Genomic DNA, 18,563 nt, shown 5'->3' on the forward strand with positions numbered 1-18,563 from the left:
GGCTGCGCCATGGCGTTCAATATTGAACATCGGATCGACCAGAAATGAACGATGTCGCAGGAAGGGGAGCGGCATGGACTGGGAGCTTTGCAAAACATTCGTGGCGGTGGCGGAGACGCGCAGCCTTGCCGGGGCGGCACGGCGGCTGCGCATCAGCCACCCCACCGTCGGTCGCAATGTCGCGGCGCTCGAGCGGCAACTCGGGACCCGCCTGTTCGCGCGTTCCAATGACGGCCTGTCGCTGACGTCGCATGGCCGTAAATTCCGCGAGCACGCCGAAGCGATGGCCGCGGCGGCCCTCCGCGCGGAGGCGGCCGCGTCGGCCACCGGCGAGCAGGCGCGCGGCATCGTGAAGCTGTCGATCGGCGCGACGCTGGCCGCGCACTGGCTGATGCCGCGCCTCGGCCCGTTCCTGCGCGATCACGCCAACATCCAGCTCGAGATCATCACCCATCCGTTCCCGGCCAGCGTGCGCCGCCGCGAGGCCGACGTGGTGCTAAGGCCGGTCGATGCGGGCGAGGAGAACCTGATCGGGCGCAAGATCGGGCGGCTCGGCACCGGCTTCTACGCTTCGCGCGACTATGCGGCAGGGCGCAAGCTGCCGGAGCGGCGGGACGAGTGGCGGGGCCACCATGTGATCGGCTTTGCCGACCAGGCCTCGAACGCGCATCTGGCGCGCTGGAGCGATGTCATCACCCGGCAGGGCACGCTGGTGATGCGCTGTTCCTCGCAGGGCGACATGCTGGCAGCGGCGCGGGCCGGGCTCGGAATTTGCGCGCTCTCCTGCCTGGTCGGGGCCGACTACCCCGATCTGGTGCGGGTCGCGCCGCAAAAGCTCTCGAGCCTCTCCGATCTCTGGCTGCTCGCCCATCCCGATCTGGTCGAGCTTCCCGCGGTGCGCGCCGTCATCGGCTTCGTCACCGATTGCGCGCGCGAGGACCGCGTCAGGCTGCGTGGCTAGAGCATGTTGTCAGGCACGCGCCCGCAACAGCGTCACCGCGAGCAAGACAAAGGCAGCGCAGGTCCACAGCGACTGCCAGTTCTCCGGCCCTTCGTTGAATCCTGTGTAGATCGCCGTTGCAACGAAAATGCCGGCAAAGATCGACTCTGCCAGTGGGCGGATTCCCTTGGTGGGAGGATTGAGCAGCGTCACGGCGGCAAAAGGCACCGCCGCCATGGTCAGAGGCGCAAAGGGAAAGTCAATGAAGCGCGGGTCGAACACGAGGCCGATTGCGGTCGCCGTGCCGATCACGACGGTGATCATCAAGGCCAGTCCGTGCATGGTCACCAGCACCGATTCAGTGTGGTGGCCCTTCGGACCCAACACTTCGAAAAAACTGGGCGGTGCGCGGCCCGACATCAGGGCGTTGGCGCCCAACACCGGCGAAGCCGTGGCCGCCACCAGCAGCGAGCCCCACACAAGCCAGCCTCCCGTTCCGTAGCTTTCATAGACCAATCTTTGCTCGGCGACGCCAAACAGGATGCCAGCCGTGGTCGCCGATAGCGCGACTGCAAGCCATGACACGAATGCGGGCTTTCTCGGCTTGCGGCGCAAGGTCAGCCAAGCCGCGCCGAAGACCAGGATCGCCAGGCCCATTCCGCTGACCATTTGCAGCTTCCAGAGCGGAAAATTGCTGACCGGCTGGCCCGGCGGGTATTTCGGCATGCGCTGCTCGGAATCGAACAGCCCCCAGGAGCCGCCGACCGTGCCCTCGATCTCCCGCTTCCATCCTTCATCATAGGCCTCGAACAGGTTGACGCGAAAATGCTCGCGCCGGGCAAGGTCGAGAACCTCCGAAACCACTCGCGCCTGATTGATGCGGGACGGCAGCGCGGACTCGCGCATGCGCCCCTCGCTGGGCCAACCGATCTCTCCGATAAAGATTTCCTTGCCTGGAAAAGCCGCGGCGATCTGCCGGCGCATCTCGTCAGCATGAGCGGCGGCATCTTCCGCCCGGATCGGAACATTCTCCCAATATGGCAGGATATGAACCGTGACGAAGTCGACGGCGTCGGAAAGTTCGCGATTGCTCAGCCAGAATTCCCAGACGTCGGCGTAGGTGACCGGGACGGAGACCTGCGCCTTGATCGAGCGGATGATGGCGGCAAGGTCGGAAGCCGACATTTCCTTGCGCAGCAAGACCTCGTTGCCGACCACGAGTGCAATGATCGTGTCCGGATATTCCTTGGCGAGGCGGATCGCGGTTGCGACCTGCGTTGCATTCTTCTTCCGATCCCGATCGAGGAAGATGCCCTGAATGACCTTCAGCCCCGCCCTCGCCGCGAGTGCGGGAATCTGATCGAGACCAAGATCGGTCGCGTAGGTGCGGATACAGTCGGAAATCTTCGCAAGTTGGGCAAGGTCCTCTGCGATCTGTTCCGGCGAGACCTGTGTCGCCGGCGAAAGTGATGTCTGATTGTTGCGGAACGGCGCGTACGAGATGCACTGGACCTTGTCGTTCGGATCGATCGGCGCGCGCGGCAGGTTGACCGGGATGCCGAGCCACCACCACACCGCGGCGATCGCGCCCAAGGATACCGAGAGAAGCGTCAGCGGGATACGGAGAGAAATCAGGTCCGTCTCCTTGCAATAAGGACGTGCTGCGCGTGCTAAATGGGCGAGGCCGGCAAATTGAAAAAGTATCTGTCCGCTGATTCTATATCACGCGATCACGCAGTTGGTGTGTTTTTCTCGACGACTACTTTGCGCCGGCGATCACGCCCTCGCGATTTCTGAGCACGCGATAATACGCCCACCACAGATGCGCTGCGGCGCCGCGCAGCGGACGCCACGGCTCCGCAAGCGGCGCCATCTGCTTCGGCGTCGGCCGCTCCTTCAAGCCGAGCCCGACCTTGACCGCTTCCTGCACGGCGAGGTCGCCCGCCGGCCAGGCATCGCCATGGCCGAGGCAGAACAGCAGATAGACATCGGCGGTCCACGGGCCGATCCCGGGCAGCGCGGTCAGCGTGTTGTGCGCCGCATCGGCCTCCTCATTGGCAAGGACGTCGAGGTTCAGCCGCTCCTCGGCGAGCTCGCGTGCGATGTGCTTCAGCGTCTTGATCTTGGCCGCGGACAGCCCGAGCCGGCCGAGCCGGTCGGCCCGCGCCTTGCGGATCGCGTCATGGTGGAACGGGTCGAACGCCGTGCTGACGCGCCCCCAGATCGCCGCCGCACTCGCGGTCGAGAGCTGCTGGCCGCAGATGATCGCGGCAAGCCCGGCAAATCCGGGCTCGCGCTGCCGGATCGCCGGCATGCCGGTCAGTTCCAGGATCGGGCGCAGGCGGCGGTCCTGGTCGACCAGTTTGTGGATCGCGTCGTCGAGGTCGGCCTGGGTTTCGAGATGAATCAGCATTTGCGGGGTCTGCATCGGCTTGTCAGGCGCGGGCTTGACCCGCGCATCGATCTCCTATCGTAACAGAGTCTTGTCCATGCGCATGAACCAGAGTCGCCGGGGCAAGCCCGGCAATGACGCGTGATCGATGACCATGCCACCCGTTTTCCGCTTCGCGCCGAGTCCGAACGGCTACCTGCATCTCGGCCACGCCTATTCGGCGCTGCTCAACCACGACCTCGCGCGGCAGTCGGGCGGACGCCTGCTGCTGCGGATCGAGGACATCGACGCGACGCGCTGCCGGCCGGAATTCGAGCAGGCGATTTACGAGGATCTGGCCTGGCTCGGCATCGCCTGGGAGACCCCGGTGCGGCGGCAGTCCGAACATTTTGCCGCCTACGGCGCGGCGATCGACCGCCTGTCGGCCCAGCGGCTGGTCTACCCGAGCTTCGAAAGCCGGACCGAGATCGCGCGGCTGGTCGCGGAGCGCGAGGCCGGGGGCGCGAGGCCGCGCGATCCGGACGGTGCGCCGCTTTATCCGGGGCTGGCCAAATCGCTGTCGGCCGAGGCGCGCGACCGGCTGATCGGGCAGGGCGTGCCGTTCGCGTTGCGGCTCGACATGGCGTCAGCCCGCGCGCGCGCCGGCGAGCTGCGCTGGCAGGACGCGGGTGAGGGGCCAGCTGGCGGGAGCGGAGACGTCGTGGCCCGGCCTGAGGCCTGGGGCGACGTGATCCTGGCGCGCAAGGAGACTCCGACCAGCTACCATCTCTCGGTCGTGATCGATGACGCCCTGCAGGGCGTTACCGACGTGGTCAGGGGCGTTGACCTGTTCTGGTCGACCAGCGTGCATCGGCTGTTGCAGGAACTGCTCGGGCTGCCCGTGCCGAACTACCGGCACCACCGGCTGATCCGAGATGCGGCCGGCCAAAAGCTGTCGAAATCGACCCGGGCGACCGGACTGCGCGAATTACGGGCGGCTGGGGCGAGCCCGGCCGATATCCGCCGCCTGGTCGGTTTGCCCTGGGATTTTGGCCAGGTTTGATCGCAAAGGAGTGCGGTTACCATCATGGCGCTTTGCGCGGGCGCGCCGTAAACGCCGCCGTGACTCCGGCACGCCTGGATGCCATGTTGTTGACCGGGGCGGGGATCACGGAGACCATGGCGTCAAAATCGCGCGCACGGCGCAGCAAGCGGCCATCCAAAAGGAAGCCGCCGAAGACGCGCGCCACCAAACCGCGTGCTGCCAAAACGCGTGTTGCCAAGACCAGCGCCAAGGTGGCGGCCAGGCCGCGCCGCAAGCGGCCCTTACCAGAGCCGGCCCCGAAGGCCGGTCCCGGCATGGTCGATACCGCGCTTGCCGCCTTTGCCCATGAGGTACGGACGCCGCTGACCGGAATCCTTGCGATCAGCAATCTGCTCGCGACATCCGATCTCGGCGAGCGCGAGCGGCGCTGGGTCGATACCATCAAGGCCGGCGCCGAGCATCTGGCGAGCCTTGCGACCCTGTTCGTCGACGCCGCCCGAAGCGAGGGGCCGGGGCTCGAGATCCGGCAGGATTTCTTCGACCTGCGCACGCTGGCGCGCCACGCCGCGGATTCGCTGGCCGGCCGCGCGGCAGCCAAGGGGCTGCAGGCTTCCGTCGAGGTCTCCGACCAGCTGCCTGCCTTCGCGGTCGGCGATCCCGTCCGTCTGCGCGCGGCGCTGGAAAATCTGATCGACAACGCGGTGAAGTTCACCGAGCAGGGCAGCATCGAGCTGCGTATCGCGCCGGTGGGCGCGGCCAAGGGAAGGTCGAGCGACAAGATCGGCGTCGCGTTCGCGATCTCCGACAGCGGCATCGGCCTGACGCTATCGGAGGTCAAGCGCCTGTTCCGGCCGTTCTCGCAGGCCAACGTCTCGATCGCCGCGCGGTTCGGCGGCGCCGGGCTCGGCCTGTCCTCCGTCAGGCAGCTCGCGCGCGCCATGGGCGGCGACATCGTCGCGGACCGGCGCGCCGGCGGGGGCACCACCTTCACGCTCAAGGTGGAGCTGGCGCCTGCCGAAGGGTCGGACGGCACCGCCTCCGGCGCGAGCGCGGCGGCGCTGATGTCGCAAGGGCTGCGGCTGCTCAGTGTCGAGGACAATCCGTTCGGCCGCGTCGTGCTCAACACGATCCTGACCGAGCTCGGTCACCACGCCGAATTTGTCGGTCAGGGCGAGGCCGCGCCCGACCGGCTCGTGCAGGGCGCCTTCGATGCCGTGCTCATGGACATGGTGCTGCCCGGCATCGGCGGCATCGAGGCGATCAAGCGCATCCGCGCGCTGCCGCCGCCGCACGGCCGTATCGTGATTGTCGGGATTTCCGGCCGGGCCGAGGACGAAGCCGCGGCGCGCGCTGCCGGCGCCGACGGCTTCCTGGTCAAGCCTGTGTCTCCGCGGGCGCTCGCGACTGCGCTGCATGAAGCGACACGCCGTGCGGCAGCCGCGACTTGATGATCGCCGCGTTCAACTCGCCGCCGAACACGAAGATCGCGGCGATGAAATACAGGAACACCAGTGCGATCACCACCGAGGCCAGCCCCGCATACATCGTGACATAGTTGTTGGCGAAGCGTGCCAGGTACATGCCGAAGCCGATGCCCGAGAGCAGCGAAGCCACCATGGTGAAGATGATGCCGGGCAGGATCTGCGTGAAGCTGCGACGGCCCGCCGGCAGCCAGGCATGCAGGATGAAGAGCGCGACGACCAGCGCCAGGATCGTGACGCCGTAACGGGCGGTGTTGAGCAGGCTCTCGTTCGATTCGACGAAGAACGGGATATAGCGCCGCGCCGCCTCGATGATCAGCGGTCCGAGCACGATCAGGAAAGCCATCGCGAGCGAGGTGAACGCCGCGACCAGCGTGTAGCCGATCGATTCCAGCCGCAGCCAGTACCAGCGCCGCGGCTCGATCACGGCATAGGCGCGGTTCAGCGCCACCCGCAGCGCCTCGACGCCGTTGGAGGCGAAGTAGACCGCGAGCACCGCGCCGATGGTCAGGATGTCGCCGCGGGTGTTGGTCAGCACGTCGTGGATCTGGCCGGACAGCGCTTCGGCGACCTGCTGCGGCCAGACCTGCAGCATCAGCCCGACCGCCTGGTCGGCGAGCTGCTTGGAGCCGAAGAAGCCGGCCACCGAGGTCAGTACGATCAGGAACGGAAACAGCGCCATCAGCGTCGACAGCGCGATGTGGCTCGCGATCGCCCAGCCGTCGTCGGCGAGGAACGTGTAAAAGGCATCCATCACGACGTGGGTGACGTAACGAAGCTGCTTCACATTCCACCCGGCATTGTCGAAAACCGCTCGGCCCGAGAACGGACCCAGCATCTGATATTACGCGCTGAAAAGCCAGTTGGTTGCATGGCGGGGCTGTGTGGAAGTCCGCGTCCTGCGGTGTTATGTACCGCAAATGACATCTCTCCTCAGCACGATCATTCTTCCCATCGCCGTCGGCGCCGTCGCGCTGGTGCTCCTGCTCGGCCTCATCAATATGATGAAGGGCGGCTCGCCGAACACGTCGCAGAAGCTGATGCGGCTGCGCGTGCTGCTGCAGTTCGTCGCCATCGTCATCGCAATGCTCGCGGTCTGGGCGATGGGGCGCTAGGTGAGGTAGATTTGTCGGGCTATTCTCCACCCCTCCCGATCGGAGTGGTGGACTCGAACATCGAACACCGGAGCCTGCCATGGTCGTTCTCAATCGGATCTACACGCGCACCGGCGATGACGGCACCACCGCGCTCGGCTCCGGCGAGCGGCGGCCGAAATACGATCTGCGCATTGCCGCCTATGGCACGGTCGACGAGACCAATGCCGCGATCGGCGTGGTGCGGCTGCATCTTGCCAGCAGCCCCGAGGTCGATGCGATGCTCGGCCGGATCCAGAACGATCTGTTCGATCTCGGCGCCGACCTCGCGGTGCCCGAGCGCGAGGGCAAGGCCGAACGTCTGCGGATGCTGGCAAGCCAGGTCGAGCGGCTCGAGCGCGATATCGACAGCCTGAACGACCAGCTCGCGCCGCTGACCTCGTTCGTGCTGCCCGGCGGCACGCCTGCCTCTGCCTATCTGCATCTCGCCCGGACGATATGTCGCCGCGCGGAACGGATGATGGTGGAACTCGCCGCCCAACCCGATGAGCCGGTCAATCAGGCTGGCATCCAGTATATGAACCGCCTGTCGGATTTCCTGTTCGTTGCCAGCCGCTTCCAGAATAATAAGGGAGCGGGGGACGTGTTGTGGGTGCCGGGCCAGAACCGCTAAACTGGTTCAAAACCGGGGGACGGTTTTTTGGCTTTGGCGCGTTGACCGGGAGAAACGGGACCTTTAGGTTCCGCGCCAGCCAACCGAAACCCATAAAATCAAAGCGAAAGAGGATCGATGAAGGTTCTTGTGCCGGTAAAGCGGGTCGTCGACTACAACGTCAAGGTCCGCGTCAAGAGTGACGGGACGGGCGTGGAGCTCGCCAACGTCAAGATGTCGATGAACCCGTTCGACGAAATCGCCGTCGAGGAAGCGCTGCGGCTGAAGGAAGCCGGCAAGGCGACCGAAGTGGTGGTGGTGTCGATCGGACCCGCGCAAGCTTCCGAGACCATTCGCACCGGACTTGCGATGGGTGCCGACCGCGGCATCCTGGTCAAGGCTGAAGGCAATGTCGAACCGCTCGCGGTTGCCAAGATCCTGAAGGCGGTGGTCGAGGCGGAGCAGCCCGGCCTCGTCATTCTCGGCAAGCAGGCGATCGACGACGACTCGAACCAGACCGGCCAGATGCTGGCCGCGTTGCTCGGCTGGTCGCAGGCGACCTTCGCCTCCAAGCTCGAGGTCGAAGGATCCGACTTCAAGGTCACCCGCGAAGTCGACGGCGGCCTGCAGACCATCAAGCTCAAGGGCCCGGCGATCGTCACCACCGACCTGCGCCTCAACGAGCCGCGCTATGCGTCGCTGCCCAACATCATGAAGGCGAAGAAGAAGCCGATCGACGACAAGAGCGTCGCTGACTACGGCGTCGATGTGACGCCGCGTCTGGAAGTGCTGAAGACCGCGGAACCGGCAGGCCGCAAGGCGGGCGTCAAGGTCAAGGACGTCGCCGAACTCGTGAACAAGCTCAAGACCGAAGCCGGGGTTCTCTGATGACGACGCTGTTGATTGCTGAACACGACCACGAGACGCTGAAGGACGCGACCAACAAGGCGCTGACCGCGGCGAGCCAGCTCGGCGGCGATGTCCATGTGCTGGTTGCCGGTGGCGGCCAGGGCACCAAGGCGGCGGCGGAAGCAGCCGCCAAGCTTGCTGGCGTCACCAAGGTGCTGGTGGCCGAAGGCCCCGCCTATGAGCACGACCTTGCCGAGCCGCTGGCTGCGCTGATCGTCGCGCTGGCTCCCGGCTATGACGCGTTCGTCGCGCCCGCGACCTCGCGCTTCAAGAATGTGATGCCGCGCGTTGCAGCCTTGCTCGACGTCATGCAGGTCTCCGAGATCATCAAGGTCGTCGCGCCCGACACCTATGAGCGGCCGATCTATGCCGGCAACGCGATCCAGACCGTGAAGTCGAAGGACGCCAAGAAAGTGATCACCGTGCGCACCTCGACCTTCGCCGCCGCCGGCGAAGGCGGCAGCGCGGCGATCGAGAACGCCGCATCGGCGGCCGATCCCGGCCTGTCGACGTTCGTCGGCGAGGAAGTCGCCAAGAGCGACCGTCCGGAGCTGACCTCGGCCAAGATCATCGTCTCGGGCGGCCGTGCCATGCAGAGCCGCGAGAATTTCGCCAAGTACATCGAGCCGCTCGCCGACAAGCTCGGCGCCGGCGTCGGCGCCTCGCGCGCCGCGGTCGATGCCGGCTATGCGCCGAACGACTGGCAGGTCGGCCAGACCGGCAAGGTGGTGGCTCCGGAACTTTATGTCGCGGTCGGCATCTCCGGCGCGATCCAGCATCTGGCCGGCATGAAGGACTCCAAGGTGATCGTCGCCATCAACAAGGATGAGGACGCGCCGATCTTCCAGGTCGCCGATTACGGCCTGGTCGCCGACCTCTACCAGGCGGTTCCGGAGCTCACCGAGGCGCTCGGCAAGCTCGGAAAGTAAGCGACAAGACACCGGCCGGATGGGTAAGCTCCGGCCGGTGTTATTATTTTCGAGGCAATGATCCGGAAACGTTTTTCCGAAAGGATCATGCTCGACAGGGGAAATGGGATCCGGGTGCGATTACCTGTAATCACATCATGGTCCCGGGAAACGTTTTCCGGCGGATTGGGCAACCCGGAAGGCTTCGCTTCGGGTATCGTTGGAATTGGGCAGGCGCGATGTGCGCGCCGTTCCGGTGGATGACAAGATGACGGTGGCAATCAAAAAGGTCGGCGTGATCGGTTCGGGTCAGATGGGCAATGGCATTGCCCATGTGGCGGCGCTGGCCGGCTTCGATGTGGTGCTCAACGACGTGTCCGGCGACCGGCTGAAGTCGGCGCTGGCGACCATCAACGGCAACCTGACCCGCCAGGTCGCCAAGAAGGCGATCAGCGAGAGCGACCGCAAGCAGGCGCTCGACCGCATCACCTCCGCAGAGTCGCTCGACGCGCTCGCCGATTGCGATCTCGTGATCGAGACCGCGATCGAGAAGGAAGAGACCAAGCGCAAGATCTTCCATGAGGTCTGTGCGGTGCTGAAGCCCGAGGCGATCGTCGCGACCAACTCGTCGTCGATCTCGATCACAAGGCTTGCCGCCTCGACCGATCGCCCGGAGAAGTTCATCGGCATTCATTTCATGAATCCGGTGCCCGCGATGGAACTGGTCGAGCTGATCCGCGGCATCGCCACCGACGATATGACCTTCGACACCGCCAAGGCGTTCGTCGCCAAGCTCGGCAAGCAGGTCGCGGTGTCTGAGGATTTCCCCGCCTTCATCGTCAACCGCATCCTGTTGCCGATGATCAACGAGGCGATCTACACGCTGTATGAGGGCGTCGGCAACGTCGAGGCGATCGATGCCGCGATGAAGCTCGGCGCGCACCATCCGATGGGCCCGCTCGAGCTCGCCGATTTCATCGGCCTCGACACCTGCCTGTCGATCATGCAGGTGCTGCACGAGGGACTGGCCGACTCCAAGTACCGGCCGTGTCCGCTGCTGGTGAAATATGTCGAGGCCGGCTGGCTCGGACGCAAGAGCCAGCGCGGCTTCTACGACTATCGCGGCGACAAGCCGATCCCGACGCGGTAATCCATCGCGCCTTCAGGTCAGTGCCCGCAGCAGCGCAAGCGCCGCGGGCACCAGACCGATAATCATCGTCACACCCGTTCCAAGTCCGAACAGATGCGCCGCCAGCGCGAGGCGCTGGCTCTGTGCGTGAGGCGTCATTGCAGCGCCGCGCAGGCGCGCTTCAGCCGCCTTGCGGCCTCCTCGATGGTCGATGACGGGTTGGCGAAGCTGAGGCGGATATAGGGCGACAGCCCGAGATCCTCGCCGGGAAACACCACCACATCGGCCGCCTCGAGCAGATAGGCCGAGAAATCGCGGTCGGTCCGGATCACCCTGCCGTCGGGCGCGCGCTTGCCGATCACGCCGGCGCAGGCGACCAGCAGATAGAACGTGCCTTCCGGCGGCGTGCAGGCCAGCCCGGCGCATTCGTTCAGCAGATCGGCAAAGCGGTCACGCTTGGCGCGAAGGATGGCGGCGCGCTCAAGCAGCACATCCTGCGCGCCGTCGAGCGCGGCAACCGCCGCCGCCTGGCTGATCGACGACGCGCCGGACGTGGTCTGCGACTGGATGGTGATCATCTCGCGGATCAGCGTCGATGGTCCGGCGGCATAACCGATGCGCCATCCCATCATCGCGTAGCTCTTGGCGAGGCCGCTGACGGTCAGCGTCCGCGGCTTCAGGCGCGGCTCGATTTCCGCAAGCGTCGGCGCGGGCGAGCCGCCGAACACGATGTGCTCGTAGAGCCCGTCGGCCAGCACCCAGATGTCCGGATGCCGCAGCAGGACCGCGGCGATCTCGGACAGATCCTCACGCGAATACAGCGCGCCGGATGGGTTGACCGGATTGTTGACGATGATCCAGCGGGTTCGCGCCGAAATCGCCGCCTGCAAATCCTCTGCGCGCAGCTTGAAGCCGTTGTTCTGCCCGCACGGCACGACCACCGGCGCCGCGCCGGCAAGCCGCACCTGATCGAGATAGGGCGCCCAATAGGGCGCGGGGATGGTCACCTCGTCGTCAGGCGCCAGCGTCGCCAGCAGCGCGTTGAACAGTGCCTGGGTGGAGCCGTTGGTGATGACGATCTCGTCCAGCCCGTAGTCGAGATGATGGTCGCGCAGCAGCGCGGCCCGCACCGCCCGCTTCAGCTCCGGCGTGCCGTCGACATCGGTGTAGCGGGTTTCGCCGCGCAGTGCCGCTTGATGCGCCGCCGCGATCACGTGATCCGGCGTCGGGAAATCCAGATTGCCCGACGACAGCTCGATGATGTCGCGCCCGGCCGCGCGCAGTTCGCGGGCACGGCGCCGCAGCACCGACGCAGGCGATGCCTTGATGCCGTTCATCCGCGGCGAGAGGGATGGCAAGACGGATGGCGAGACGGATGTGATGGCTGAAGCGGGCGCCATGGCGGTTCTCCTGTCGGGTTGGACCCAACCTAGGAGCTTCTTGATCATTGAAAAATCATATGGAATAGTATTTCAATGATTGTGATTTCAAATATATGGCCATGAAAGCACTCGATATCGAGGCAGTGCAGGCCTTTGTGCTGGTCGCCGATCTCAGCAGCTTCACGCGCGCGGCGCAGGCGATGGAGACCACGCAGTCCGCGGTCAGCCTGAAGATCAGGCGTCTGGAAGACGGCCTCGGCCGGCGGCTACTGGAGCGAACGCCGCGGCTGGTTCGGCTGTCAGCTGAAGGTGCCGCCTTCCTCGGCGCCGCGCGCAATCTGGTGGCCGCGCATCAATCGGCGATCGGCTCGTTTGCCGTCGAGCATCGGCGATTGGTCGTCGGCATCAGCCACCACATCGTCGGATTGGAGCTCGCCTCGCTGCTGAAGCGGATGAACACCACCGATCCCGGGCTGGTGATTCAGCTGCACGTCGATACGTCGCGTTCGGTGCTCAGCGCATTCGACGACGGCAAGCTCGATGCTGCGATCGTGCTTCGCCACGACGCCAAGCGCCGCGATGGCGACGTGCTGTTCAAGGAAGCGTTCGGCTGGATGGCCGCGCCTGATTTTCACCATCGGCCGGGCGAGCCGTTGCGCCTCGCCACGCAAGCCGCGCCGTGCAGTGTGCGGGCCATGGCAGTCGAGGTTCTCGACGCCGCCGGCATCGCCTGGACCGAGGCATTCGTCGGCGGCGGGCTGTCGACGATCGGAGCCGCGCTCTCCGCGGGCCTTGCGATCGCGGCGCTGGCGCGGCGCGTGGCGCCGGCCGATACCGTCGACCTCGGGCCACGGCTGGGCCTGCCGCCGCTGCCGTCCCGCGACGTGGTGCTTCACTCAAAACTGTCCGATGCGCGGACACGGCAGGCGCTGCGCATCCTCGGCGCCGCCTTCGCGGCGAACGCGGCCTGACACGCGGATCATCGAGCGAGCGGGACCTTCGAGGCCAATGCGTCAGCCTGACGCGGCCATCGATTACCCAAGCATTAACTTTCGCGCGTTACCTCAAACCCCAGTTTTGGGAGTGCCCCGTATGGACATGATGAGCATGGTCACCAGCATCCTGTCGATGCAGCAGGGCAATTTGCAGGGTGAGATCGCGACCCGCGTGACCAAGCAGAACCTCGACGCCGAGAAGTTCGCGGTTCAGACCCTGCTCGGCACGCCTTCCACCGCGAATTTGTCGTCCGGCATCGGCGACAACCTCAACGCCGTCGCCTGATCCCACACTCCAAGCGCGCTTGTCCTCATCCTGAGGAGCCGCGCAGCGGCGTCTCGAAGGATTGAGGCCACCGACGGGCCGGCATGGTTCGAGACGGCGCTCCGCGCCTCCTCACCATGAGGGTCTGAGATCTCTAGAACCCGGCTGCGGCCGGCTGTAGCGCGGCTTTCACCAGCTTGATCGCGTCGTCGCTCGCCCATTCGGCGGGACCGGCGATATTGGCGATCTCGCAGCCGTTGCCGTCGACCAGCACCGAGGTCGGCATGCCGAGCGCCTTGCCTATGTTCTTAAGGTCCTGAAAAACCTTGGCTTTCTGATCCGAAAAATAGCCGAGATTGGTCAGATTGGCCTCTTTCAGGAAGTTTTTCGGCTTGTCCGGATCGCGGGTGTCGATGTTGATCGCGACCACCTCGAAATCCTTGCCGCCGAGCTTGGTCTGCAGGCTGTCGAGCGCCGGCATTTCCTTGCGGCAGGGCACGCACCAGGTCGCCCACAAATTGACCAGCACGGTCTTGCCGCGCCAGTCCGAGAGCTTCTTCGGCTGGCCGTTGGCGTCCTCGAAGGTCAGGTCGGGCAGCCTCAGGGGGGTGGTTGCCATGGTCAGCGCCGCGACCTCGCCATGGGCGAGCGGGGCGATCTTCTTCGCCAGAGCCACCGCGCTGTTGCAGGCAATATCGCCGCCCGCGGGATGCTTGAGGCTGGAGACCCCGACATAGCCGATCACGGCCCCGGCCAGCACGGCGCCGATCACCAGCGGGATACGCCACTTGGCGGTCGGCCTGGCGGTCGGGTTGGGTGGGGTCGTCTCGGGCATATCGTTTGTCATCCTGGGTCAGATGTGGCTAAGCAGTGCCGGGAATACGACCGGAACTGCGGTGCTGTTTCGCCGCCTCCGGCCATGAAACCGCAAGGCTGAAATACGAATTCGTGAGCGAGATGTCATGAGCAACAAGATGTGGGGCGGCCGATTCTCGGAACGTCCCGACGCGATCATGGAGGAAATCAACGTCTCCATCGACGTCGACCGTCACCTTTATGCCCAGGACATTGCCGCGTCCAAGGCCCACGCCGCGATGCTCGCCGCGCAGGGCATCATCACGTCAGCTGATGCGAAAAATATCGGCAAAGGTCTAGACACGATTTTGTCAGAGATCGGCAAGGGCGATTTCGATTTCAAGCGCGCGCTCGAGGACATTCATATGAATGTCGAGTCGCGGTTGTCCGAATTGATCGGGCCCGCGGCGGGCCGGCTGCATACCGCGCGCTCGCGCAACGACCAGGTCGCGACCGATTTCCGGCTTTATGTCCGCGACACCATCGATGAGACCAATGCGGCGCTGGCCGCGTTCCAGCAGGCGCTGGTCGCCCGCGCGCTGGAGCATGCCGGCACGGTGATGCCGGGCTTCACCCATCTGCAGACCGCTCAGCCCGTGACCTTCGGCCATCATCTCCTGGCCTATGTCGAGATGGCCGGCCGCGACCGCGGCCGCTTCGCCGACGCACGCAAGCGGCTGAACGAATCGCCGCTGGGAGCGGCCGCGCTCGCCGGCACCTCGTTTCCGATCGACCGCGCCGCGACCGCCAAGGCGCTCGGCTTCGACCGTCCGATGGCCAATTCGCTCGACGCGGTGTCCGACCGCGATTTCGTGCTGGAGACGCTGTCCGCGGCCGCGATCTGCGCCGTGCACATGTCGCGCTTTGCCGAGGAAATCGTGATCTGGACCTCGCCCTTGGTCGGCCTCGTCAAGCTCAGCGACAAGTTCACCACCGGCTCGTCGATCATGCCGCAGAAGCGCAATCCGGACGCGGCCGAGCTGGTGCGTGCCAAGACCGGCCGCGTGATCGGTGCGCTCACTGCGCTCCTGATCGTGATGAAGGGCCTGCCGCTCGCCTATCAAAAGGACATGCAGGAGGACAAGCAGGGCGCGATGGAGGCCTTCGAGGCGCTGTCGCTGGCGATCCGCGCCATGACCGGCATGGTCGAGGACCTGGTGCCGGACGAGGCGAAGATGAAGGTCGCCGCCGGCGAGGGCTACGCTACCGCGACCGACCTCGCCGACTGGCTGGTGCGCACCCTGAAAATGCCGTTCCGCGACGCCCACCACGTCACCGGGCGCATCGTCGGCCTGGCCTCGAAGCAGGGCGTGGCGCTGCACGAGCTGCCGCTCAGGGCCATGCAGGAGGTCGAGCCGAAGATCACGGCGGACGCGCTGAAGGTGCTCAGCGTCGAGTCCTCGGTGCAGAGCCGGACCTCGTTCGGCGGCACGGCGCCGAAGAATGTGATGGCGCAGGCCAAGGCCTGGGCCAAGCGGCTGGAAAAAGAGCGAAAATTGGGCTGAACCGGAAAATTTGGCCGTGATTTCATGGCGCTCCGCCTCTCGCCAGAGCACGCCAATGTTTGTATGGTGCCGCCCGAATTGGGGAATTCGTCGTGATTAGCAAGAACCGCCTGACCCCGTCGGGATGGGCCATCATTGTGCTGGGCGTATCAGCGCTGGCGCTCGGCGGCTGCGGCCGCAAGGGACCGCTCGACCTGCCGCCGACCGCGAACGTCGCGCCGGGCGCGGCACCGAGCGACACCGAGAGCGAACGGGCGGCACAGCCCAGCGTGTTCAATCCGACCTACGGCTCGGATGCCGCGCCGGCCGCGCCGCGAGGCAATAAACGGCCCTTCATCCTCGATCCGCTGCTCGGCAATTAGTATCTGGAGCATGATCCGGAAAAGTGGAAACCGGCTTTCCCTCGCGACAAACGCGGAAGGCGTTTGCGCGGAGATCATGCTCAAACAATCTAGCGTGTCATGAACCATTTCGACTATCGCGACGGCGTGCTGCACGCCGAGGCGGTCAATCTCATTGAGCTGGCGGAGGCCGTCGGCACGCCGTTCTATTGCTATTCGACCGCGACGCTGGAGCGCCACTACCGCGTCTTCACCGAAGCCTTCGCCGGCGAGAAGGCGCTGGTCTGCTACGCCATGAAGGCGAACTCCAATCAGTCGGTGCTGCGCACCCTGGCCAAGCTCGGCGCCGGCGCCGACGTGGTGTCCGGCGGCGAGTTGAAGCGGGCGCTGGCGGCCGGGATTCCGCCCTCGAAGATCGTGTTCTCCGGCGTCGGCAAGACCGAGAGCGAGCTGCGCGCCGCGCTCGCCACCGACATCCTCTGCATCAATATCGAGTCCGAGCCGGAGCTCGAGATGCTGTCGCGTCTCGCGGTCGAGATGAAGAAGACGGCCCGCATCTCGGTGCGGGTCAATCCCGATGTCGACGCCGGCACCCATGCCAAGATTTCGACCGGCAAGTCCGAGAACAAGTTCGGCATTCCGATCGCGCGCGCCCGCGAGGTCTATGCCCGCGCGGCAAAGCTGCCGGGCATCAAGGTCACCGGCACCGATGTGCATATCGGCAGCCAGATCACCGATCTCGGGCCGCTGGAGGTCGCTTTCCGGCTGCTCGCCGAATTCGTGCAGGCGCTGCGCGCCGACGGCCACGACATCTCGCATATCGATTTCGGCGGCGGCCTCGGGATTCCATACTACATGGATCGCGCCGCGCCGCCGGCGCCGGACGCCTATGCCGCGATGGTCAAGCGCGTCACGCACAATCTCGGCTGCACGCTGATGTTCGAGCCGGGCCGCATGATCGTCGGCAATGCCGGCATCCTCGTCACCCGCGTGATCCATGTGAAGCCGGGCGATGCCAAGAACTTCGTCATCATCGATGCCGCGATGAACGACCTGATCCGGCCGACGCTGTATGAGGCGCATCACGACATTCTGCCGGTGCGCCAGCCTGCACCCGGCACCCCGACCATGATCGCCGACGTGGTCGGCCCGGTCTGCGAGACCGGCGATTACCTCGCGCTCGACCGCTCGCTGCCGCAGCCGAAGGCCGGCGATCTCCTGGCGATCATGACCGCCGGCGCCTACGGCGCGGTGCAGTCCGGCACCTACAACACGCGGCCTCTGGTGCCCGAAGTGCTGGTCAAGGACGACCAGTACGCCGTGGTCCGCCCGCGCATCGACGTCGACGCCCTGATCGCGATGGACAAGCCCGCGCCGTGGTTGTGAGGCACTGGCGTGCCGCATCATGGTGTCGTCCCTGCGAAAGCAGGGACCCATAACCACCGCTCTTGATTGTTGTACCGAGCTGGGGCCCCAGCTCAGCTAAACCACGAAGTCCTGTGGTTATGGGTCCCGGGTCGCGCTTCGCTTGCCCGGGACGACAACGTTTATTTCGGCGAGAGCGCTATTTGGCTGCGTGCGCGCCGCCTTTACCACCACCGACGATCACGCCCGCAGCCTTCTCGATCGGCTTGATCGCCGCGGTGAAGTCCGAATCCGGTCCCTCGTCGCGGATGATGACTTCCCAGAGCCGGCCGACCGCTTCGGCGACTTCCATCGAAAGCCCGAGCGAGCGCATTTCCTCGACCGCAAGCCGCACGTCCTTCACCATCAAGCCGGTGGCGAAGCCGAAGTCGAAGCTGCGCGGCAACACCGAGCGCGGAAACTTGTCGCGGCTCGCAGTGTTCAGCCCGGAGCCGGCATTGATGACGTCGATCATCACGGCCGGATCGAGCCCGGACTTCACGCCCATCACAACCGCCTCCGAGGTCGCGACCATCGCGGTCGCCGACAGGAAGTTGTTGGCGAGCTTCATGGTCTGGCCGGAGCCCGGCTTGGTGCCGATGAAGAACACCTTGCCGATCACGTCGAGCGCGCCCTTCACCAGTTCGAAGTCGGCGCGCGGGCCCGACACCATCACCGCCAGCGTGCCCTTCTCGGCGCCGGAGACGCCGCCGGAGACCGGGCTGTCGATCTGCACGATGTTCTTCTTGGCCAGCAGATCGTGGATCTTCACCGCCATCTGCGAGCCGACGGTGGAGAGGTCAATGAAGCGTTTGACGCGCGTGCCCTCAATCACGCCGCCCGCGCCGGTCGCGACCTCGAGCGAAGCCTGCAGCGAGGGCAGGCTCGCCATCACGGTCTCGACGCGGTCGGCGATATCCTTGGGCGAGGTTGCGGCCACCGCGCCGAGTGCAACCAGTTTGTCGAGTGCGTCCTTGCTGGTGTCGAACACGGTGAGCTTGTGGCCGGCCTCGATCAGCCGGCGCGCCATCGGGAAGCCCATCTTCCCGAGGCCGATGAATCCGATTTCCATGAGTCGTTTCCTCTACGTCGTTATGTGGCGAGCCGTGCACCCCGTACTCGATGTCGTCCCTGCGAAAGCAGGGACCCATAACCCCAGGACTAGGTTGTTTGGTTCCGCTGGGGCCACAGCCGTCGTAGCGACAACGAGCTGTGGTTATGGGTCCCTGTGTCTTGGAAGTCTGTCAGGATGAGGGTGGGCGGGAAGCCGTTGGGTCCTTGGCGCTT

General features: G+C 65.5%; 20 protein-coding genes. 13 read left to right on the forward strand and 7 right to left on the reverse strand.

The genetic code is table 11. The features are described from left to right. The first annotated feature begins 73 nt into the window (after positions 1–73). Entirely contained in the window at positions 74–961 is an 888-nt protein-coding gene (locus QJT82_RS39160) for a LysR family transcriptional regulator (RefSeq protein ID WP_028340361.1), read from the forward strand. 9 nt (positions 962–970) lie between these two features. Here the strand turns inward: QJT82_RS39160 and QJT82_RS39165 are convergent, their stop codons facing one another. Both QJT82_RS39165 and QJT82_RS39170 read right to left on the reverse strand, forming a co-directional pair. Continuing rightward, positions 971–2,533 carry a glycosyl hydrolase family 17 protein gene (locus tag QJT82_RS39165; RefSeq protein ID WP_035631443.1) on the reverse strand — a complete coding sequence of 521 codons (1,563 nt, stop codon included), beginning with the start codon at positions 2,531–2,533 and terminating at the stop codon, positions 971–973. A 166-nt stretch (positions 2,534–2,699) separates the two neighbouring features. Continuing rightward, positions 2,700–3,353: a DNA-3-methyladenine glycosylase gene (locus QJT82_RS39170; protein WP_028333626.1), complete on the reverse strand. Its 654-nt coding sequence runs from the start codon at positions 3,351–3,353 to the stop codon at positions 2,700–2,702. A gap of 133 nt (positions 3,354–3,486) precedes the next feature. Here QJT82_RS39170 and gluQRS point away from each other — a divergent pair, with 133 nt between their 5' ends. Next, positions 3,487–4,374 (forward strand): tRNA glutamyl-Q(34) synthetase GluQRS, encoded by an 888-nt coding sequence (gene gluQRS, locus QJT82_RS39175; protein ID WP_028340363.1) that lies wholly within the window; start codon positions 3,487–3,489, stop codon positions 4,372–4,374. A gap of 116 nt (positions 4,375–4,490) precedes the next feature. After that, positions 4,491–5,804 carry an ATP-binding protein gene (locus QJT82_RS39180; protein WP_028340364.1) on the forward strand — a complete coding sequence of 438 codons (1,314 nt, stop codon included), beginning with the start codon at positions 4,491–4,493 and terminating at the stop codon, positions 5,802–5,804. Here QJT82_RS39180 and QJT82_RS39185 read toward each other — a convergent pair. Then, positions 5,731–6,624 carry a YihY/virulence factor BrkB family protein gene (locus QJT82_RS39185; protein WP_028340365.1) on the reverse strand — a complete coding sequence of 298 codons (894 nt, stop codon included), beginning with the start codon at positions 6,622–6,624 and terminating at the stop codon, positions 5,731–5,733. The two genes, QJT82_RS39180 and QJT82_RS39185, sit on opposite strands and share 74 nt — an antisense overlap. Positions 6,625–6,757: 133 nt before the next feature. Here QJT82_RS39185 and QJT82_RS39190 point away from each other — a divergent pair, with 133 nt between their 5' ends. The 5 genes from QJT82_RS39190 to QJT82_RS39210 all read left to right on the forward strand — a co-directional run bounded on the left by QJT82_RS39190 (position 6,758) and on the right by QJT82_RS39210 (position 10,550). Continuing rightward, complete coding sequence (locus QJT82_RS39190; RefSeq protein ID WP_028340366.1) at positions 6,758–6,952, forward strand: twin transmembrane helix small protein; 195 nt, start codon at positions 6,758–6,760, stop codon at positions 6,950–6,952. Positions 6,953–7,031: 79 nt separating this feature from the next. Beyond that, positions 7,032–7,604: a cob(I)yrinic acid a,c-diamide adenosyltransferase gene (locus tag QJT82_RS39195; RefSeq protein ID WP_028340367.1), complete on the forward strand. Its 573-nt coding sequence runs from the start codon at positions 7,032–7,034 to the stop codon at positions 7,602–7,604. A 117-nt stretch (positions 7,605–7,721) separates the two neighbouring features. After that, positions 7,722–8,471 carry an electron transfer flavoprotein subunit beta/FixA family protein gene (locus QJT82_RS39200; protein WP_016845285.1) on the forward strand — a complete coding sequence of 250 codons (750 nt, stop codon included), beginning with the start codon at positions 7,722–7,724 and terminating at the stop codon, positions 8,469–8,471. Next, on the forward strand, positions 8,471–9,421 hold the full coding sequence (locus QJT82_RS39205) for an FAD-binding protein (protein ID WP_028340368.1): 951 nt from the start codon (positions 8,471–8,473) through the stop codon (positions 9,419–9,421). The genes QJT82_RS39200 and QJT82_RS39205 overlap by 1 nt, the downstream gene beginning before the upstream one ends. Before the next feature lie 247 nt (positions 9,422–9,668). Further along, positions 9,669–10,550, forward strand: coding sequence for a 3-hydroxybutyryl-CoA dehydrogenase (locus QJT82_RS39210; RefSeq protein ID WP_028340369.1), 882 nt, complete (start codon positions 9,669–9,671; stop codon positions 10,548–10,550). A 12-nt stretch (positions 10,551–10,562) separates the two neighbouring features. Here the strand turns inward: QJT82_RS39210 and QJT82_RS39215 are convergent, their stop codons facing one another. Together QJT82_RS39215 and QJT82_RS39220 are read right to left on the reverse strand one after the other, a co-directional pair. Further along, positions 10,563–10,688, reverse strand: coding sequence for a hypothetical protein (locus QJT82_RS39215; protein ID WP_259245020.1), 126 nt, complete (start codon positions 10,686–10,688; stop codon positions 10,563–10,565). Further along, positions 10,685–11,929: a pyridoxal phosphate-dependent aminotransferase gene (locus QJT82_RS39220; RefSeq protein ID WP_051447841.1), complete on the reverse strand. Its 1,245-nt coding sequence runs from the start codon at positions 11,927–11,929 to the stop codon at positions 10,685–10,687. Before QJT82_RS39220 ends, QJT82_RS39215 begins: the two co-directional genes overlap by 4 nt. A gap of 95 nt (positions 11,930–12,024) precedes the next feature. Here QJT82_RS39220 and QJT82_RS39225 point away from each other — a divergent pair, with 95 nt between their 5' ends. Next, positions 12,025–12,882: a LysR family transcriptional regulator gene (locus tag QJT82_RS39225; protein ID WP_080686726.1), complete on the forward strand. Its 858-nt coding sequence runs from the start codon at positions 12,025–12,027 to the stop codon at positions 12,880–12,882. 121 nt (positions 12,883–13,003) lie between these two features. Beyond that, the gene (locus tag QJT82_RS39230) at positions 13,004–13,192 is read left to right on the forward strand and encodes a putative motility protein (protein ID WP_028340372.1); all 189 of its coding nucleotides are present in this window, start codon (positions 13,004–13,006) and stop codon (positions 13,190–13,192) included. A 133-nt stretch (positions 13,193–13,325) separates the two neighbouring features. Here QJT82_RS39230 and QJT82_RS39235 read toward each other — a convergent pair whose 3' ends face one another. Beyond that, the gene (locus QJT82_RS39235; protein WP_051447842.1) at positions 13,326–14,018 is read right to left on the reverse strand and encodes a TlpA disulfide reductase family protein; all 693 of its coding nucleotides are present in this window, start codon (positions 14,016–14,018) and stop codon (positions 13,326–13,328) included. A gap of 115 nt (positions 14,019–14,133) precedes the next feature. Between QJT82_RS39235 and argH the strand changes: the two genes are divergently transcribed. The 3 genes from argH (at position 14,134) to lysA (ending at position 17,258) form a co-directional block, all read left to right on the forward strand. Beyond that, positions 14,134–15,531, forward strand: coding sequence for an argininosuccinate lyase (argH, locus tag QJT82_RS39240; RefSeq protein WP_028340374.1), 1,398 nt, complete (start codon positions 14,134–14,136; stop codon positions 15,529–15,531). Between the two features lie 92 nt (positions 15,532–15,623). Then, a complete protein-coding gene (locus QJT82_RS39245; protein ID WP_028340375.1) occupies positions 15,624–15,893 on the forward strand; it encodes a lipoprotein in 270 nt (89 codons plus the stop codon). A 99-nt stretch (positions 15,894–15,992) separates the two neighbouring features. Then, positions 15,993–17,258, forward strand: coding sequence for a diaminopimelate decarboxylase (lysA, locus tag QJT82_RS39250; protein WP_028340376.1), 1,266 nt, complete (start codon positions 15,993–15,995; stop codon positions 17,256–17,258). Positions 17,259–17,436: 178 nt separating this feature from the next. On the opposite strand, the gene QJT82_RS39255 is transcribed toward lysA, so the two are convergent. Beyond that, complete coding sequence (locus QJT82_RS39255) at positions 17,437–18,348, reverse strand: NAD(P)-dependent oxidoreductase (protein WP_028340377.1); 912 nt, start codon at positions 18,346–18,348, stop codon at positions 17,437–17,439. Between the last annotated feature and the right edge of the window lie 215 nt (positions 18,349–18,563).

This window comes from Bradyrhizobium sp. Mp19, from assembly GCF_029952935.1.
Classification (GTDB): Bacteria; Pseudomonadota; Alphaproteobacteria; order Rhizobiales; family Xanthobacteraceae; genus Bradyrhizobium; species Bradyrhizobium elkanii.

What these genes read in the sequence shown, in the direction of transcription:
- QJT82_RS39160 (WP_028340361.1), top strand. Translation starts at nt 74, where the DNA reads ATGGACTGGGAGCTTTGCAAAACATTCGTGGCGGTGGCGGAGACGCGC.
- QJT82_RS39170 (WP_028333626.1), bottom strand. Translation starts at nt 3,353, where the DNA reads ATGCTGATTCATCTCGAAACCCAGGCCGACCTCGACGACGCGATCCAC.
- gluQRS (WP_028340363.1), top strand. Translation starts at nt 3,487, where the DNA reads ATGCCACCCGTTTTCCGCTTCGCGCCGAGTCCGAACGGCTACCTGCAT.
- QJT82_RS39180 (WP_028340364.1), top strand. Translation starts at nt 4,491, where the DNA reads ATGGCGTCAAAATCGCGCGCACGGCGCAGCAAGCGGCCATCCAAAAGG.
- QJT82_RS39190 (WP_028340366.1), top strand. Translation starts at nt 6,758, where the DNA reads ATGACATCTCTCCTCAGCACGATCATTCTTCCCATCGCCGTCGGCGCC.
- QJT82_RS39195 (WP_028340367.1), top strand. Translation starts at nt 7,032, where the DNA reads ATGGTCGTTCTCAATCGGATCTACACGCGCACCGGCGATGACGGCACC.
- QJT82_RS39200 (WP_016845285.1), top strand. Translation starts at nt 7,722, where the DNA reads ATGAAGGTTCTTGTGCCGGTAAAGCGGGTCGTCGACTACAACGTCAAG.
- QJT82_RS39205 (WP_028340368.1), top strand. Translation starts at nt 8,471, where the DNA reads ATGACGACGCTGTTGATTGCTGAACACGACCACGAGACGCTGAAGGAC.
- QJT82_RS39210 (WP_028340369.1), top strand. Translation starts at nt 9,669, where the DNA reads ATGACGGTGGCAATCAAAAAGGTCGGCGTGATCGGTTCGGGTCAGATG.
- QJT82_RS39215 (WP_259245020.1), bottom strand. Translation starts at nt 10,688, where the DNA reads ATGACGCCTCACGCACAGAGCCAGCGCCTCGCGCTGGCGGCGCATCTG.
- QJT82_RS39220 (WP_051447841.1), bottom strand. Translation starts at nt 11,929, where the DNA reads ATGGCGCCCGCTTCAGCCATCACATCCGTCTCGCCATCCGTCTTGCCA.
- QJT82_RS39225 (WP_080686726.1), top strand. Translation starts at nt 12,025, where the DNA reads ATGGCCATGAAAGCACTCGATATCGAGGCAGTGCAGGCCTTTGTGCTG.
- QJT82_RS39230 (WP_028340372.1), top strand. Translation starts at nt 13,004, where the DNA reads ATGGACATGATGAGCATGGTCACCAGCATCCTGTCGATGCAGCAGGGC.
- QJT82_RS39235 (WP_051447842.1), bottom strand. Translation starts at nt 14,018, where the DNA reads ATGACAAACGATATGCCCGAGACGACCCCACCCAACCCGACCGCCAGG.
- argH (WP_028340374.1), top strand. Translation starts at nt 14,134, where the DNA reads ATGAGCAACAAGATGTGGGGCGGCCGATTCTCGGAACGTCCCGACGCG.
- lysA (WP_028340376.1), top strand. Translation starts at nt 15,993, where the DNA reads ATGAACCATTTCGACTATCGCGACGGCGTGCTGCACGCCGAGGCGGTC.
- QJT82_RS39255 (WP_028340377.1), bottom strand. Translation starts at nt 18,348, where the DNA reads ATGGAAATCGGATTCATCGGCCTCGGGAAGATGGGCTTCCCGATGGCG.